This window comes from Pseudomonas sp. B33.4 (assembly GCF_034555375.1).
GTDB lineage: Bacteria > Pseudomonadota > Gammaproteobacteria > Pseudomonadales > Pseudomonadaceae > Aquipseudomonas.
The window spans coordinates 279,913-295,685 of record NZ_CP140706.1 but is presented as its reverse complement, the minus strand read 5'-3'; the positions used below and the strand labels follow the sequence as shown (position 1 = coordinate 295,685).

General features: G+C 57.1%; 17 protein-coding genes. 10 read left to right on the top strand and 7 right to left on the bottom strand.

Annotated elements, in window-relative coordinates; all coding sequences use genetic code 11:
• Positions 1-193 precede the first annotated feature (193 nt).
• The 3 genes from U6037_RS01290 to U6037_RS01280 form a co-directional block, all read right to left on the bottom strand.
• The gene (locus U6037_RS01290) at positions 194-1,420 is read right to left on the bottom strand and encodes a 3-hydroxyacyl-CoA dehydrogenase (RefSeq protein ID WP_322845540.1); all 1,227 of its coding nucleotides are present in this window, start codon (positions 1,418-1,420) and stop codon (positions 194-196) included.
• A 131-nt stretch (positions 1,421-1,551) separates the two neighbouring features.
• Positions 1,552-3,486 (bottom strand): ATP-dependent DNA helicase RecQ, encoded by a 1,935-nt coding sequence (locus tag U6037_RS01285; RefSeq protein WP_322845539.1) that lies wholly within the window; start codon positions 3,484-3,486, stop codon positions 1,552-1,554.
• 180 nt (positions 3,487-3,666) lie between these two features.
• On the bottom strand, positions 3,667-4,170 hold the full coding sequence (locus U6037_RS01280; RefSeq protein ID WP_322845538.1) for a polysaccharide deacetylase: 504 nt from the start codon (positions 4,168-4,170) through the stop codon (positions 3,667-3,669).
• Positions 4,171-4,473: 303 nt separating this feature from the next.
• Here U6037_RS01280 and U6037_RS01275 point away from each other — a divergent pair, with 303 nt between their 5' ends.
• The 6 genes from U6037_RS01275 (at position 4,474) to U6037_RS01250 (ending at position 7,708) form a co-directional block, all read left to right on the top strand.
• Entirely contained in the window at positions 4,474-4,749 is a 276-nt protein-coding gene (locus tag U6037_RS01275) for a hypothetical protein (protein WP_322845537.1), read from the top strand.
• 94 nt (positions 4,750-4,843) lie between these two features.
• Positions 4,844-5,986, top strand: coding sequence for a hypothetical protein (locus tag U6037_RS01270; protein WP_322845536.1), 1,143 nt, complete (start codon positions 4,844-4,846; stop codon positions 5,984-5,986).
• A gap of 359 nt (positions 5,987-6,345) precedes the next feature.
• On the top strand, positions 6,346-6,645 hold the full coding sequence (locus U6037_RS01265; protein WP_126359110.1) for a hypothetical protein: 300 nt from the start codon (positions 6,346-6,348) through the stop codon (positions 6,643-6,645).
• A gap of 75 nt (positions 6,646-6,720) precedes the next feature.
• On the top strand, positions 6,721-6,942 hold the full coding sequence (locus U6037_RS01260; protein ID WP_232013057.1) for a hypothetical protein: 222 nt from the start codon (positions 6,721-6,723) through the stop codon (positions 6,940-6,942).
• A complete protein-coding gene (locus tag U6037_RS01255; protein ID WP_007917944.1) occupies positions 6,939-7,109 on the top strand; it encodes a YhfG family protein in 171 nt (56 codons plus the stop codon). Before U6037_RS01260 ends, U6037_RS01255 begins: the two co-directional genes overlap by 4 nt.
• Entirely contained in the window at positions 7,109-7,708 is a 600-nt protein-coding gene (locus U6037_RS01250) for a Fic/DOC family protein (protein ID WP_126359108.1), read from the top strand. Before U6037_RS01255 ends, U6037_RS01250 begins: the two co-directional genes overlap by 1 nt.
• Before the next feature lie 119 nt (positions 7,709-7,827).
• On the opposite strand, the gene U6037_RS01245 is transcribed toward U6037_RS01250, so the two are convergent.
• Positions 7,828-9,369 (bottom strand): phosphoenolpyruvate carboxykinase, encoded by a 1,542-nt coding sequence (locus U6037_RS01245; RefSeq protein ID WP_007917942.1) that lies wholly within the window; start codon positions 9,367-9,369, stop codon positions 7,828-7,830.
• 182 nt (positions 9,370-9,551) lie between these two features.
• Positions 9,552-10,454, bottom strand: a complete 903-nt coding sequence (gene hslO, locus U6037_RS01240; protein ID WP_322845535.1) for an Hsp33 family molecular chaperone HslO — start codon at positions 10,452-10,454, stop codon at positions 9,552-9,554.
• Between the two features lie 105 nt (positions 10,455-10,559).
• Here hslO and U6037_RS01235 point away from each other — a divergent pair, with 105 nt between their 5' ends.
• Positions 10,560-11,360, top strand: a complete 801-nt coding sequence (locus U6037_RS01235) for a phosphatase PAP2 family protein (protein WP_077570224.1) — start codon at positions 10,560-10,562, stop codon at positions 11,358-11,360.
• 158 nt (positions 11,361-11,518) lie between these two features.
• Here U6037_RS01235 and U6037_RS01230 read toward each other — a convergent pair whose 3' ends face one another.
• Entirely contained in the window at positions 11,519-11,926 is a 408-nt protein-coding gene (locus U6037_RS01230) for an RNA-binding S4 domain-containing protein (protein WP_150649933.1), read from the bottom strand.
• Positions 11,927-12,042: 116 nt separating this feature from the next.
• On the opposite strand from U6037_RS01230, the gene U6037_RS01225 reads away from it, so the two are divergent.
• The 3 genes from U6037_RS01225 to rimK all read left to right on the top strand — a co-directional run bounded on the left by U6037_RS01225 (position 12,043) and on the right by rimK (position 14,220).
• On the top strand, positions 12,043-12,822 hold the full coding sequence (locus tag U6037_RS01225; protein ID WP_322847270.1) for an EAL domain-containing protein: 780 nt from the start codon (positions 12,043-12,045) through the stop codon (positions 12,820-12,822).
• Between the two features lie 76 nt (positions 12,823-12,898).
• On the top strand, positions 12,899-13,318 hold the full coding sequence (locus tag U6037_RS01220; RefSeq protein WP_231982547.1) for an ATP-dependent zinc protease: 420 nt from the start codon (positions 12,899-12,901) through the stop codon (positions 13,316-13,318).
• Complete coding sequence (gene rimK / locus U6037_RS01215) at positions 13,315-14,220, top strand: 30S ribosomal protein S6--L-glutamate ligase (RefSeq protein ID WP_007949201.1); 906 nt, start codon at positions 13,315-13,317, stop codon at positions 14,218-14,220. The genes U6037_RS01220 and rimK overlap by 4 nt, the downstream gene beginning before the upstream one ends.
• Before the next feature lie 201 nt (positions 14,221-14,421).
• Here rimK and U6037_RS01210 read toward each other — a convergent pair whose 3' ends face one another.
• A complete protein-coding gene (locus U6037_RS01210) occupies positions 14,422-15,735 on the bottom strand; it encodes an ATP-binding protein (protein ID WP_007917930.1) in 1,314 nt (437 codons plus the stop codon).
• Positions 15,736-15,773: the final 38 nt, after the last annotated feature.

Sequence of the window (15,773 nt, the reverse complement as noted above, 5' to 3'; positions counted from 1 at the left end):
GAGGCCGCTTGCCCTCACCCTAGCCCTCTCCCAGAGGGAGAGGGGACTGACCGAGGTGTTTTCTCGGAATACACCGACCTGAGGCTTTCGATTCGAACTCAAATTCTGAAACACACGAAAATCGGCTCCCTTTCCCCCTCGCCCCCTTGGGGGGAGAGGGCTGGGGTGAGGGGGATAGATTTTCGCCGTAACACTAAGCTTGAGCAAACCCCTTCCCTTGCGCCGCCAACTCTCCAATCAACCGCGCCGGTTTCCACTGATCACCTTGCCGCGTCTCCAGCGCCAGCAAGCGCTGATGAATGTCCACCAGCCCTTGCTGATCCGCCCACGCCATCGGCCCGCCCTTGTCCGCCGGAAAGCCGTAGCCATTCAGATACACCAGATCGATATCGTGCGCGGACTCGGCAATACCTTCCTGCAGAATCTTCGCGCCCTCGTTGACCAGTGCTAGCAGGCAGCGCTCCAGAATCTCCTCAGGACCGATCTCACGGCGCTGGAAACCCAACCCTTCGCTGACCTGCAACACCAGCGCATCGACCTCAGGATCGTGCTCAGCCTGACGACTGCCCGGCTCGTAATGGTAATAGCCATTGCCGGACTTCTGCCCGAACCGGCCCAGCTCGCACAAGCGGTTATCCACCTGAACCTCAGGCGCATCCTGACCCTTGCCGGCCAATTCGCGCGCACGCCACTCCAGATCGATGCCGACGACGTCGTACATGCGAAACGGCCCCATGGCAAAACCAAAACCTTGCAGCGCCGCGTCGATCTGCTGTGGATAAGCGCCTTCAAGCAACATTTTGCGCGCCTCAAGCACATACGGATGCAACATGCGATTGCCGATAAACCCGTGGCAATTGCCCGACACCACACTGACCTTGCCCATACGCTTGCCAAGCACCAGCGCTGCTTCCAGCGCGGCCGGCGAAGTCTGCGCACCGCGCACGATCTCCAGCAGTTTCATGATGTGCGCCGGGCTGAAGAAATGCAGGCCCAGCACTTGCTCCGGGCGCCTTGTCGCGGCAGCAATCGCATCGATATCCAGCGCCGAAGTATTGCTCGCCAACAATGCCTCGGGCTTGAGCAAGCCATCGAGTTCACGAAAGATCTTCTGCTTCAGCTCAAGATTTTCGTACACCGCCTCGATCACCAGATCAACATTGCGAATCGCCGCGTAATCCGCCGCCGCACTGACCCGAGCGATACGCGCATCCGCCTCGGCCTGATCAATCCGCCCTTGCCGCACGTTGTGTGCATAAGTCTCGGCCACGGTGACGAGTGCCTGCTCAAGCATCTGTGGATTGTTATCCACCCACTGTACGCTCACGCCGGCATTCGCCAGGCACATGACAATGCCACGGCCCATGGTGCCCGCGCCGATTACGGCGGCCTGCTGAATATCGAAGGATGTCTGGCTCATGTTGTTCTCTTGTTGGCGATCCAAAGACTGGTCTCACCATAGTCAGCCAACGACGATTTTTGAAGTTTATTACCGTGATGATCGACATTCAGCGGATGGATGCAGGTGCCCTGATTCCCACAGGATTTTTTTCAACCGAGCAAATGATCGTCAGCCCAGCTGCGGACTTGCGCATAGGGATACTCTTCCAGCGCCGCAAACCCGGGAATCGCTCGCGCCTTGAGCTTGGTAAACAACGGCACGCTGATCCCGCACAGAAACCTCGTCAGCCGCTCTGCTGTCGGAATAACCCCGGTGTGCTGCTCATGCCTGTGGATAAAATCACCACACAACGCCGCAAAGTTTTTATCCACAAGCGGGGGCAACTCCGGCGGTGCCGGCAATCGCGCAACCTGGCCATGACACACCGAACAATGCCCACACTGCTGAGGCGCATTGTGATCACCGAAATACTCGGCCAGGCGATAGCCCAGGCAGCGCTCGGTGGCGAACACTTCAAGCATCGCGTGGATGCGCGCCACTTCAGCCTGCTCATGCCGGGTGAAATATTCATGCAGCTCAGTGCTCAGGACATCACTGTCAAAGTCGCTGTTCAGCAGGCTGTAGACCTCGGTCATCTGCTTGCTTTCCAGTTCGACCCAGCCCTTTTCCTGAAAGTAATCCAGCGCCTTCACCACTCGATTGCGTTCGGCGGAATACTGCGAGTACATCGCCTCGAAATTCACCGTGGCCCAGGTGCGTGCACGCGCCGAGGTCTGAACGATCGCGGCGACGAAATCCCTGCGCTCACCGTCGAAACGCTCAAGCAGCGCTTCGGGTTCCAACAGGTATTTGAAACGGTATTCGGCGTAATAGGCATAGCGCGGCGCGATCAAACCGCGCAGCTCCAGTTGCACCAGCAATGTTTTCAGCGGCAATGAGCGAATATTGCTCTGATCCGCCAATGGCCCGAGCAGAAACTCCCATTGCCCTTCCGGCACCGAAGCCTTCAGTTCGTCGAGTACATAGCGAATACCCTCGCGCTCCGGCGTATCACCGTAGACGAAGTTTTCCAGCACATTGAGGCTGTCGCGATTGGCCAATACCAGACAGTCCGATGGCTGCCCGTCGCGTCCGGCGCGGCCGATTTCCTGACTGTAGTTTTCGATGGATTTGGGCAGATCGAAGTGCACCACATTGCGGATGTCACTCTTGTCGATGCCCATGCCGAAAGCGATGGTCGCGACGATGCAATTGGATTGCCCGGCCATGAAGCGCTTCTGGATCGCTTCGCGTTTGTCGTGGGCTAAACCGGCGTGATACGCCTCGGCCTGAATGCCGTTGCGCTCAAGGTGTTCGGCGATGTGTTCGGCGGTTTTCTGCAAGGTCACGTAGACGATGCTCGGCTGGCCGGCACGCTCGCTCATCCACTGCACCAGACGCCGACGCTTGTCCTGACCACGCACCGGTTCCACCAGCAGATTGAGATTGGGCCGGTAGAAGCCGGTGGTCACCACATCGTCAGCGGCGATAGCGAATTTGGCCTGCATGTCGGCAATGACTTTCGGCGTTGCCGTGGCCGTCAGCAGCAAGGTCTGCGGGATGTTGAACTGGCGTTGGTAGTCCGGCAGCTTGAGGTAATCTGGGCGGAAGTTGTGGCCCCATTCCGAGATGCAATGCGCCTCGTCCACCACCAGCAGCGAGATCGGCACCTGCTGCAAAAAGTTGCGGAAGCGCTCGTTCTTCAAACGCTCAACCGAGATCATCAGAATCTTCAACTCACCCGAACGGGCGCGGGCCATCACATCATTGGCGTCATCGCGGCTCTGCGCCGAATCGATGCTGCCTGCCGAGATCCCGTGACGCTGCAGAAAGGCCAGTTGATCCTGCATCAGCGCCAATAATGGCGAGACCACCAACGTCAGGTGCGGCAGCATCAGCGCCGGCAATTGATAACAAATCGACTTGCCGGAACCGGTGGGAAAAATCGCCGCCGCCGAACGCCCGGCCAGTACCGCGCTGATCGCGGTTTCTTGACCGGGTCGAAACTGTTGAAAACCAAAAACCTGTTCCAGGGTGTTGTGCATTCGCTGTCACTCCATTGACTGCTGCCATGCCAACAGCCTAGCGGGCGATCGCAGCGAGTCGAGAAAAGGTCGGGGCCAAATCGATTCGGAATGATACAGCGATTACTTGAACGCCACGGTCTCTGTGGGAGCGAGCATGCTCGCGAAGAGGCCGGTCAGAACAACGCAAAATCCTGAAGTTCAGGGACGCAAAACCGCCACTCGCAACTGCTCGTTCAGCATCTGCTCATGCACGTCCTGGCTTTTGCTGGCCCACAGCTCATGGGCCGGGCTGATGTCGCCAGTGAACGCTGCCGCCAACTGGCGCAGGTCAGCGACACTGCGCACGCGCGGGCAGAACGGCTGTTCATCACAGTTCTGACTGGCATTGCGATAGGTGCTCAGCAGCCCCTCCCAGAGCCCATCGCGCACATGGCGAATCGACTTCAGTTGCACGTGCTGCACACCGAGTCGCTGCTCAAGCCCCTCTTCATCCAGCGCTTCGCTGGCCAACAGCGCTTTGGCGAACATCAACACTTCACCGCGCGACGCCGTGTCCATGCTCGCCTGGCTGATGAGTGCTTCCGGCCAATCAGTGCGATCGAGACGATCCAGCACCCATGCATTGCCAACGTCAGAGGCCATCGTTAAACGGCAGGTGCTAAGCCCGAGCAATAAAATCGCGGCCATTCGTAGCCAGTGCATACCTAATTCCCTTTAAGCGCGTGTCAGACGTTTGGAAACGCCCTACAGATTCTGGCGCGCACGATACAGCGGTTTACCGCGAATCGCCTGACAAACAAGTAGGAATTATTACGCCTAAGGGTTTTGGCCTGAAAAAGCTGCGAAAACACGTAGGGCATTTCCTCAAACCACGGAAAAACCCCTACGAATACTGTCCATTGCGGCTGTCTTGTCCCACAGAGAAACGCCCTTCTATAGTGGCCGGCGCGGCTGCAAACACTCTGCCAGCCCGCCCCAGCGCCTTCGAACAGGACACGCCTCACCATGATCAACCGCTATCGCCCACTCAAGACTTGCTACAGCGAAAACCCGGTGCTGCTTATCGACAGCCACTCCAGCCAGACCGACCTGATCAATGCCGCCGATCAGCGCTTGCGCGCAGCCAGTGACTTACTGGAAACACTTTATTGCTTATGTTTCAAACAGGCTGATGTGAAAGACATCCCCAACATCGTCAATGCACTTTATTTACTGATACAGGATGGCTGCGACCTGCTTGAAGTTGCAAAACAAAAACCGCCACAAACAACATACAACTAAAACTTGCTACAAATCCGGAAACACCAGAACTCTTTATTTATAGATGCAACTCACACTAACTTGTTCGCTCTTACAACTAAACGAGAGCAACACCATGACAGTTTTAACTATATTTTTTTGCGGTACGGGTTCCAACAAGTTCGATACAACTCATGAAAACTTCTGGGACGGCGAACTGGTTTCCACATTGGCTTCCAACCATACCGGCCGTGAGTTCGCCGAATGGATCGTCGTCGACGGCCCCGGCAGCGGCAACCTGCAAGCCGATGACCTGTTCACCAAGACCAAGGAGTACGGCCTCACCGGCACGCTGTTCGGCAAAGGCTGGGAAGAAAACGTGCAGCATGCCGTCAATGTCATCAAGGGCAAATGCGACTGGCAGCGCGAGCAACTGACCGAGGCCGAATACAACCGCCTTAAAGCCGCCGGGATTCCTATTGAGGATGTAAAGGTCGAAGGTTCGTGGTTCTGGCGCAAATATAACTACGGTGATCGCAGCGTGACCCAACAGAAGTTACAGGAGCAGATTATCAAGACGTTTCGCAAAGACGCTGTCATTCCCACTCAAGTCAATCTGGTGGGTTGGAGCCGAGGCGGTATAAGTTGCCACATGCTGGCCAATGCGATGTTAAAGGACAGCCAACTTAAAAACATTCCGGTGAACATCTTTGCATTGGACCCTGTTCCGGGTATCGGAAACTTCCAGGAAAACCGGGTCAAACTCGGCGCCAACGTCAAAGAATATGTCGCTTTCTATGCCCGCGATGAACGCTCCAAGGGTTTCAGCTGCGTCATTCCACAGACCGCCACCGGCACCAAAACCAGCGTCTACCCCATGGCCGGCCGCCACGCGACCATGGCCGGCAACGGCACAGCTGACGGTGGCGTGCCTGCCAGCGCAAGCGACCTGAAAACCCTGGTGGAACCTGGCCGCGTGGTCCGTCACTACGCCGAAACGTGCCTCAAGCGCTGGGGCGTACAACTGAACAAAACCCTCAACCTGACCCAGACCGACCTGCAAAACCTCACCAACGGCATCGTCCGCGATGAAGCCCGGTACAAACGGATGCACAACATCTCCTACACCTACTTCACCGAACTGGATAAAGGCGAACGCTACGTGTCTCTGGGCAGCAAAGGCGTGCCGTTCTCGGCGGTGAAAGGCCCGATCTACGCGCCTGCGACGGGGCTGACGACGAGTGTGCTGGATGTGGCGGCGTATCGGGTTATTGGCTGAAGGCCGTGGGCGCGTGAACGGACGAAAAAACCTACAGCAATGGCCTATCTGGTATTCGTCCCATTCCTACAAACCCAGACTCCCTTGCCGCCTATCGCAGCTTGGTAAGTCAAATCTATAGTCGTGACTGTCGCTGCCTAATCAGCGACTCAGGCTTGGTCACCTGATGGAACACACAAACACGTCCGTTGTATGCTGCCGACACTTCAAATGTCTGCATGCTTCATGGTGACTGTGTTCGGGACGCTTTCGAGCGTGCCGGATTGTGTGTTCCTCCGGTTGACCAACCTGAACACAGTTCGCCTCCCATCGCTTGGTCACGGTGGGGATGACACTTCACGACATCTGGAATACACATTATGAAAGCATGGAACCCGCTTACCCCTGATCGCTACCGCCCACTCGAATCCAACCTCACCGACACCAAGCCCCTGATCATCGACACAATGGCCAATCCACAAGACATCCTCGAATGCGCCGTCCAGCGCCTGCGCGCTTCAAGCGACCTGCTACGCACCCTCTACTGCCTCAACTTCAAACAAGCCGACGTCGAAGACATCCCCCACATCACCCACGCCCTCTATCTGCTGACGCAGGATGGCTGTGACCTGCTGCAAGTCGCACAGCAGCAGATGCTCAACTGGAAGGCTCCAGCCTGAAATCGAGTGATCGTATCGCTCTTTTGCACTCTGTAAGAGCGATCAAAAAAACGGTAATCAACCATGGGAGCAACCATGAGCAAATTCTTTGATGAGCTGATGGAAAGCGTGCGAGAAATTGACGAAATTCTGCGTGGTGAATGTGCACCATCGCGTATATCCAAGGCTGGCAAAATGATTCAAAAAAACCAACAGACTCTCGATGAACAGCCTCGCTTTAAGGATCGAAAATCCAGACCTATCACTCCACACGATTGCGCTACACTGGAGTCCTGCACCAAGAGGCCTATGAAATGAGCGAATTGACGTTCCAGCAGAAGCAGGCTTATTACGACAAAGTACGCCGGTCAAACTATCTGGCGAGCTTACGTCTGGAAGGTTTCGATACCAGCCGTGCCGATGCCGAGAAACCGCTTCCATCAAGGGAATCGGTCATTGAAAAATATCGTCAGACTGCACGTTAATGACGGACAAATATGGGGTCGGACAAGACCCCTATTGCTACCCTCATAGTGATGTTCTGCGTAACTTGCTCGACATCCACTCTGAGGAAGAACTGCAAAAAGCAGAGCGAGAGCTCTCGGAAATCGCGATCAGTCGATTTCGTCTTCTCCCCCCTCCTTATGATTTAAGTGTCCTGCAGCACGCCCATAAAACTCTTTTTTGCGATGTTTACGATTGGGCCGGGCAGTTGCGTACCGTTAACATCAAAAAGGGACAAACATTTTTCTGTACTGCAGAGCGAATTCTTCCAGAAGCGCAAAAAATCTTTAGCGTGATGGAGCGCTCGGCGTGGTTCGCGGGAATGGGCAAACCAGAACTTGTGGTGAACATCGCTGAGGCTTATGGCGATTTGAATGTCATCCATCCTTTTCGCGAAGGTAATGGCCGAGCGCAACGTCTATTATTTGAACAAATCATTATTAACGCAGGCTTCCCAGTCGATTGGTGGCTCGTTAAAGATGACGCTTGGGTCCCAGCAAACATTGATGCTGTGTCATGTGATTATCGGGGGCTAGTGGCGATCTTTGACCGCTGCATTGGCGAAAAGCTGGCTCTTTAAGTGGCAGTATTCTGGTAGTTAAGGCCATTTTCTGCGGGAATATTGCCAGTTAGTCTTGTTTTCGCCCACAAAAAAGCCGCCCCTAAAGGGCGGCTTTTTCATTCACTACAAACCAAGTCTTACAACTTCGGCCCTGCAGCCTTGATCGCGTCGCTCACTTCGAACTTCTTGAAGTTCTCGATGAACAGACCGGCCAGTGCTTTCGCCGCCTCGTCGTACGCAGCCTTGTCAGCCCAGGTGTTGCGTGGGTTGAGCAGGTTGGTTTCAACGCCCGGTACGGCCAGTGGCACGTCGAGGTTGATGGTGTCGAGGTGTTCGGTGGCTGCACCGATCAGCGCGCCGCTCTGGATCGCTGCGATCACCGCGCGGGTGGTCGGGATGTTGAAGCGCTTGCCGACGCCGTAGCCGCCGCCGGTCCAGCCGGTGTTGACCAGGTAGACCTTGGAGCCGAAGCCGCGGATGCGCTTGATCAGCAGTTCGGCGTATTCGCCAGCCGGACGCGGGAAGAACGGTGCGCCGAAGCAGGTGGAGAAGGTCGACTTGATGCCGCTGCCGGAACCCATTTCAGTCGAGCCCACCAGTGCGGTGTAGCCGGACAGGAAGTGGTAGGCCGCTTGTTCTTCGTTGAGGATCGACACTGGCGGCAGTACGCCGGTCAGGTCGCAGGTCAGGAAGATCACCGCGTTTGGCTCGCCACCGAGGTTGTGCTCGGAACGCTTGGCAACGTGTTCCAGCGGGTACGCGGCGCGGCTGTTCTGGGTCAGGCTGACATCGGCGTAGTCGGCGTGCTTGGCGTCGTCGATAACAACGTTTTCCAGCACAGCGCCATGCTTGATGGCTTTCCAGATAACCGGCTCGTTCTTCTCGGAGAGGTCGATGCACTTGGCATAGCAACCGCCTTCGATGTTGAACACCACGCCTTCGCCCCAACCGTGTTCGTCGTCACCGATCAGGTAACGGCTTTCGTCGGCCGACAGAGTGGTTTTACCGGTGCCCGACAGACCGAAGAACAGGGTCACGTCGCCTTCTTCGCCGATGTTGGCAGCGCAGTGCATTGGCAGCACGTCAGCGGCCGGCAGCAGGAAGTTCTGCACGGAGAACATGGCTTTCTTCATCTCACCGGCGTAACGCATGCCAGCGATCAGCACTTTTTTCTGTGCGAAGTTGAGGATCACGCAACCGTCGGAGTTGGTGCCGTCACGCTCAGGCACGCACTCGAAGTTGGCCACGTTGAGCACTTGCCACTCTTCACGACCGGCCGGGTTGTACTGGGCCGGGTTGATGAACAGGCAACGACCGAACAGGTTCTGCCAGGCAGTCTGGGTGGTCATTTTCACGGCCAGGTAGTGATCTTCCGCCGCGCCTACATGCACGTGGGACACAAAGTGCTCTTGCGCGTTGTTGAACGCCTCAACGCGAGCCCACAGCGCATCGAACTTGTCGGCCGGGAACTTGCGGTTGATCGGGCCCCAGGCGATAGCGGCCTGGGTGGAAGGCTCTTCAACGATGAAACGGTCAACAGGCGAACGACCGGTGCGGTGACCAGTGCGAACAACCAGAGCGCCGGTATCGGCAAGCTCGCCCTCACCGCGATTCAAGGCTTCTTTTACCAGATCATCGACACTCAGATCGGTGTACACGGCGTTATTGGCTTGCGTCATGAGATTCCCCGTCGGCCAGTGGCCGAGTGTGCTCCAAACGTTTTGTAGTAGAAAGTCGTGCACTACTACCGCGACAAAAAGTGGGCCGGATTATGCCAGAAACGCCCAAAAAGAGTAGGGTCCTCCCGTCGTAACGGCGATATTCCGTCGTTACGCAGTGAATTTACCTGCGCTGAACCGTTTTAGTGCCGGGTATCTGACGGCGTGTCGACGCCTGCACCAGCGAACAATTGAGCAATATCGGCCGCGTCGAACAGGTATTGCTGATTGCAGAACTGGCAATCGATCTCGATAGTGCCGCCGTTCTCTTGAACCAATTGCTGTGCATCCTCAAGACCCAGACTGACCAGCGCGTTGCCCGAACGCTCGCGTGAGCAGGTGCAACGGAAACGCAGGTTCTGCACATCGAACAGACGCACCTGCTCTTCATGATAGAGGCGGTGCAGCACGGTTTCGTTGTCCAGGCTCAACAGTTCATCGGCGGTGAGGGTGCTGGCCAGCGCAGTGATGTGCTGCCAGCTGTCAGCGCGCTCTTCTTCGTCTTTCAGACGGTCGGCCGGCAGTTGCTGCAAGAGCATTCCACGGGCGCGACGGCCGTCGGCGAACAACTTGAAGCGGGTGCCGACCTGTTGCGACATGACGAAATAATTGGTGAAGCATTCCGACAGGGTTTCGCCGTCGAGATCGACGATGCCCTGGTAGCGCTGGCCGACAGTCGGGTCGACGGTCAGAGTCAGATCGCCGCCCGGCATCAGGTCGGCAAGGGTTGCGTCGGGTGCGATCTGCTCGGCGTTGTAACGCGCCAGACCACGGATATCGCGCTCGCTGGAGCATTCGATCATCAGCAGCGGAATCGGCCCTTCGGAACGTGCCTGCAGAATCAGCAAGCCATCGAACTTCAGCGTGCCCACCAACAACGAGGCCGCCGCCATCAATTCGCCGAGCAATTGCGCTACCGGCTCGGGGTACGGGTGCTTGGCGAGAACCTCGGCATAGCTGCGCTCAAGCGCAACCAGTTCGCCGCGCGTGTCGCTGTCATCGAAGATGAAACGTTGGGTGAAATCGGTGTCCGCTAGGTCGGTCATAATTTTGGGTATCTGAATGTGGTGACAAAATGGTTACAAGACGTGAAAATTTGCGCTTCTTGGCACCCTTTTTGGTGCCGACTGCTCTGCCATGGGAGGCATTTTATGAACAATCCGGGTTTGTTCCAATCTAGGTGGAACCTCGGCCGGCTGGTTCTGTGCAACGTAGTGCCGTTGGCGCTACTGGCTTTCTGGTTATGGCCTACGGGCAACGCGCTGTGTGTGATTTTCGACGAGTGGCTGTTCCGCTCACTCAACGCACCGCTGGCCAGCAACCCGATATGGCTCCACATCTGGGCAATTGCAAGTCTGCGACCGTTCGACATCGTCGTTGGCCTGATTCTGCTGACGCTACTGATCAAGGGCGATTGGGTGTTCAAGGCCATTGACGTGCGTCGCGCGTTTTTCGGTTTTTTCTCGATCCTGCTGTTGATGGTGGTGATCCGCGCGCTGTTTTCCAAGTTCGCTGACCATATGGACTGGCAGCACAGCAGCCCGTCGATGGTGCTGGAAGGTGCGGTACATATCAGCGATTACTTCCCGCATCTGGAGAAGACCTGGGAGCTGAAAGACCGCTCGGGCCAGAGTTTCCCGGGGGATCACGCTTCGGTATTACTGATCTGGGCGCTGTTCATGGGGGTGTTCAGCCGCACGGTCGGCCAGTTTGTGACGATCTGGGGCCTGGCGCTGTTGTTCATGCTGCCGCGACTGGTGGCCGGTGCGCATTGGGGCCAGGACGATTACATCGGCGGTGTGCTGCTGGCGGTGTGGGCGTTGGGCTGGGGTTACTACACGCCATTTGCGTATCACGCCTCGAACTTCTGGTTGAAAGTGACAGCGCCGATATTCGCGCTGCTGGGCAAGTTGCCGCTGGTGTCGCGGATGAGTGTGGTGCGTAGCGCCTGATACCGCGTCGAGTGTGGCGAGTGCTGCGCACTCGATCGCGGGCAAGCCACGCTCCCACAATGATTTTCAGCGTACACAAATCATGTGAGCACCTGAGAAACCTGTGGGAGCGGGCTTGCCCGCGATGGCGTCAGCACAAGCAGCGCAGAAGTAAGTTTTTACTCGTCGTTACTGCTGCCGCGAAACTTGAACAAATCCCGCCGCTGCTTTTTGCTCGGCTTGCCGTCGGTGCTCACCCCCAGCGACCCCGCCTTGCGCATCGCCGCTGCTGCTTCACGCTTGGCAATGCTCGCCTCAGTCTCCGAATACAACGTCTGTGCTTCAGGCGCCCCACGCCGCACAATCGACAACGCCTCGACCTTTACCGTGCGCACTTCAAACCCGGTACGAATCTCGAACTCATCGCCAATCCGTGGTTCTTTGCCAGGCTTGCAGCGCTCGCCGCGACAATGCACCTTGCCACTTTCAATCGCTGCTTTGGCCAAGGCACGGGTTTTGTAAAACCGCGCAGCCCACAGCCACTTGTCGAGACGGACCTTGTCGTCCTCTTCGCTTTTTTGTGCCATTTGAATTCCTCGTTCGGCCAGTAGTCGGAACTGTACTACCGTTTCTGTCAGGCGCAAGAACTCGGCCCTCCAGATAGAATGTGAGCTTGGCCGGTTCATCGGCATGGAGTGATCGAGTGACTAAATTTCCGTCTTCATTAACCTCGAACAACACCGGTTGCCAGGGCTGTCAGCACAGTGAACCGTTGGGCTTCGATTTTGCCTTTGCCTACCAACCTATCGTCGATCTGCGCAACCAGTCGGTTTTCGCCCATGAAGCGCTGGTCCGTGGGGTGCGCGGTGAAGGCGCACTGACTGTGTTGGATCAAGTTACAGAAGACAACCGCTACCGTTTCGATCAGCTCTGCCGGACCCGCGCCATCGAAGGCGCGGCCAATCTAAATATGCAGACACATTTGTCGATCAACTTCATGCCCAACGCGGTCTATCGTCCAGAGCTGTGCATTCGCAGCACACTGGAGGCGGCAAAAAAACACCATTTCCCGATTGACCGACTGATTTTCGAAACACTGGAAAGCGAGCACGTAGATAACTATCGCCATTTGACCAATATTCTGCGTGAATACCGCGAATTCGGCTTCAAGACCGCCATCGATGATTTCGGTGCCGGTTATTCGGGGCTCAATCTGCTGGCTGATTTCCAACCGGACCTGATCAAACTCGACATGGCGCTGATCCGCGATGTCGATCAAGACCGTGTTCGTCAGGCGATCGTCCGGGGGATTGTCACAATCTGTGCGGAGTTGGACGTTACAGTCATTGCCGAAGGCATTGAGAGCGCCGGTGAACGGGACTTCCTGGCGGACTGTGGAATATTTCTGATGCAAGGCTACTGGTTCGCCAGACCTGCATTCAAAGCATTGGCCCAGGTAACACCTGAGGCTTGGAAGCGTTAATCGTTGGTTGTTCCTATTGAAGACATTTGACCATTTGACCGTTGTCGGTCTGCGCGAGTGGGTGGCGCTCCCGAATTTGGGAGTCGCGGGCCTGCGGGCGAAAATCGACACCGGCGCCAGCACCTCCAGCCTGCATGCCACCGACATCGAGCCGTTCGAGCGTGACGGTGAGAAATGGGTGCGTTTCACCGCGCACCTGGGCACGGTGGTGCAGTTGCGTCACCGTCGCTGCGAAGCTCCACTGGTAACCCGCAAAACCATTAAAAGCTCCAACGGCCATGCGCAGGTGCGCTACGTGATCAGCACCACCCTGGCCCTTGGAGATCGAGTGTGGCCGGTCGAGTTCACTCTCGCCTGCCGCAAGTCCATGCGCTATCGCCTGTTACTCGGTTCCAAAGCCCTGATCGATGGTCAGTTGGTAGTCAATCCGGGCATCAAATATGTACAAGACAAGCCGGTGTTCCCGGTATCTACCTCCTCCACAGGTGTTGCATGAAGATCGCTGTGCTGTCGCGGAACCCGCGTCTGTATTCCACCCGCCGTCTGGTCGAAGCCGGAACCGAGCGCGGGCATGAAATGGTAGTGATCGACACCTTGCGCGCCTACATGAACATCGCCAGCCACAAGCCGCAGATACACTATCGCGGCAAACCGCTGGAGGGCTTCGATGCGGTGATTCCGCGTATCGGCGCGTCGGTGACGTTTTATGGTTGCGCGGTGTTGCGCCAGTTCGAAATGATGGGGGTGTTCCCGCTCAACGAATCGGTGGCTATCGCCCGTTCACGGGACAAGCTGCGTTCGCTGCAATTGCTGTCGCGTCGCGGTATCGGCCTGCCGGTGACCGGGTTTGCTCACTCACCGGATGACATTCCTGACCTGATCGACATGGTCAACGGCGCGCCGCTGGTGATCAAAGTGCTGGAAGGCACCCAGGGCATCGGTGTGGTGTTGTGCGAAACCGCCACGGCGGCGGAATCGGTGATCGAGGCCTTCATGGGCCTGAAGCAGAACATCATGGTTCAGGAATACATCAAGGAAGCGGGCGGCGCGGATATTCGTTGCTTCGTGGTGGGTGACAAAGTCATCGCCGCAATGAAACGTCAGGCCAAACCCGGTGAATTCCGTTCCAACCTGCATCGCGGCGGCAGCGCCAGCCTGATCAAGATCACCCCGGAAGAGCGCATGACCGCGTTGCGTGCGGCGAAGGTCATGGGCCTGGCTGTGGCGGGTGTGGATATCCTGCGCTCCAATCACGGGCCGTTAGTGATGGAAGTGAATTCGTCACCGGGCCTGGAAGGGATCGAGACCACCACCGGTAAGAATGTGGCGGGGATCATCATTGAGCATCTTGAGAAGAATGGCGGACCGAATATGACCCGCACCAAAGGCAAGGGCTAGAGCCAAGAGCAAAAGCCCCTCACCCTAACCCTCTCCCAAAGGGAGAGGGGACTGATCGGGGGATGCTTAAGAGATACGCCGACCTGATCTGGCTGTGCCGAATCCAAAATCGCCCCAGTCTTTCAGGTCGACGTATGACCCCAGACACCTCGGTCAGCTCCCTCTCCCTCCGGGAGAGGGCTGGGGTGAGGGGCTTTTGATCTACACAGCATCGCGCGGCAACATCAACCCCAACGGCAGCCGCACCCGTGCTTCCAATCCACCCCCGGACCGGTTACGCAATTCAACATTGCCGCCATGCATCGAAGCAATCCGCTTCACGATCGCCAAACCCAAGCCAGTACCCTTCCCGCCCCGCGCACGATCGCCCCGTGTAAACGGGTTGAAGATCGCCTCCAGCTCCGAAGGATCGATCCCCGCGCCACGGTCCATCACACTCAGCACCACATACGGCGCACTGACGTCACCGGACACATAAGCCGCGACTTCCACGTGACCGCCGGCATGATTCAAGGCGTTGCCGATCAGGTTGTTCAACAAGCGTTTCATCGATACCCGACGCAGCGGAAACGGCTGGATCGGCTCCAGACGCAAACGTACCTTCTCTTCATTCTGGTTATACGGCGCCGCAACCTCGCGCACCAGATCAGTCAGATCCACCTCTTCCACCGACTCGTCGCGACCATCACGAATAAACGCGAGGAACTGGTCGAGAATCGCGTCCATGTCTTCGATGTCGCGCACCATGTCATCGGTCAGGTCATTGCGATCGCCCATCAACTCCAGCGACAGCCGCAGCCGCGTCAACGGTGTGCGCAGGTCATGGGACACGCCGGCCAGCATCAACTCTCGCTCGCGGCCGGCCTGCTCGACGTCTTCAGCCATCTGATTGAAGGCGCGATATACCTCGGTCATTTCGCTCGGTGTGTCGCTGATTGGCAGACGCACGCTACGACCCTGACCCAGTTGCCGAGCGGCATACACCAGACGCTTCAAGGGTTGGTTGAGCTGGCTGACGAAAATCCACGCTGACGCCGTCGACAACAAGCCGATGGCGAGGAACCAGCCAAGCACGTTCCAGATTTTCTGACCGCGTAACGGGTGCGGATACAACGGCACCTTAAGCCAGCCATCACCGAGGCTCGGCGCGCGGACCCACAACGCCGGCGGCGAGTGCATGCGCAAGCGCACTTCGGTGTCGGCACCAAGTTCCGCCTGCATTTGCCGTTGGTAGATTTCGCTGTACGGCCAGTGCTGTTCGCCTTCCGGCACACCGGCGCCAACCACGCGGATCAGGGTCGCGGCATCAGCGATCTTCGCGCGGTTTTCTTCATCGGCGGCCCAATAGGCGCGCAACGTCAGGGCGACGCCGTGGCTGTATTGGCGGTCCACCAGCACGTCCTCGTTCATCAACAGATAAACCAGGGTCAGCGCCTTGGAAAACAGCACGACGATAAGCACCAGCCAAAGGGTGCGGGAGAAAAAACTTTGGGGGAACCAGACGGGGGTTTTCATCTATAACCGCTACACACTTGCAGGAGCGAGCAATGCTC

Coding starts and splice junctions, on each gene's coding strand:
- U6037_RS01255 (WP_007917944.1), top strand. CDS start 6,939: ATGAGCGAATTGACGTTCCAGCAGAAGCAGGCTTATTACGACAAAGTA.
- U6037_RS01235 (WP_077570224.1), top strand. CDS start 10,560: ATGAACAATCCGGGTTTGTTCCAATCTAGGTGGAACCTCGGCCGGCTG.
- U6037_RS01210 (WP_007917930.1), bottom strand. CDS start 15,735: ATGAAAACCCCCGTCTGGTTCCCCCAAAGTTTTTTCTCCCGCACCCTT.
- U6037_RS01230 (WP_150649933.1), bottom strand. CDS start 11,926: ATGGCACAAAAAAGCGAAGAGGACGACAAGGTCCGTCTCGACAAGTGG.
- U6037_RS01290 (WP_322845540.1), bottom strand. CDS start 1,420: ATGAGCCAGACATCCTTCGATATTCAGCAGGCCGCCGTAATCGGCGCG.
- U6037_RS01280 (WP_322845538.1), bottom strand. CDS start 4,170: ATGCACTGGCTACGAATGGCCGCGATTTTATTGCTCGGGCTTAGCACC.
- U6037_RS01265 (WP_126359110.1), top strand. CDS start 6,346: ATGAAAGCATGGAACCCGCTTACCCCTGATCGCTACCGCCCACTCGAA.
- U6037_RS01285 (WP_322845539.1), bottom strand. CDS start 3,486: ATGCACAACACCCTGGAACAGGTTTTTGGTTTTCAACAGTTTCGACCC.
- U6037_RS01250 (WP_126359108.1), top strand. CDS start 7,109: ATGACGGACAAATATGGGGTCGGACAAGACCCCTATTGCTACCCTCAT.
- U6037_RS01260 (WP_232013057.1), top strand. CDS start 6,721: ATGAGCAAATTCTTTGATGAGCTGATGGAAAGCGTGCGAGAAATTGAC.
- U6037_RS01275 (WP_322845537.1), top strand. CDS start 4,474: ATGATCAACCGCTATCGCCCACTCAAGACTTGCTACAGCGAAAACCCG.
- rimK (WP_007949201.1), top strand. CDS start 13,315: ATGAAGATCGCTGTGCTGTCGCGGAACCCGCGTCTGTATTCCACCCGC.
- U6037_RS01270 (WP_322845536.1), top strand. CDS start 4,844: ATGACAGTTTTAACTATATTTTTTTGCGGTACGGGTTCCAACAAGTTC.
- U6037_RS01245 (WP_007917942.1), bottom strand. CDS start 9,369: ATGACGCAAGCCAATAACGCCGTGTACACCGATCTGAGTGTCGATGAT.
- hslO (WP_322845535.1), bottom strand. CDS start 10,454: ATGACCGACCTAGCGGACACCGATTTCACCCAACGTTTCATCTTCGAT.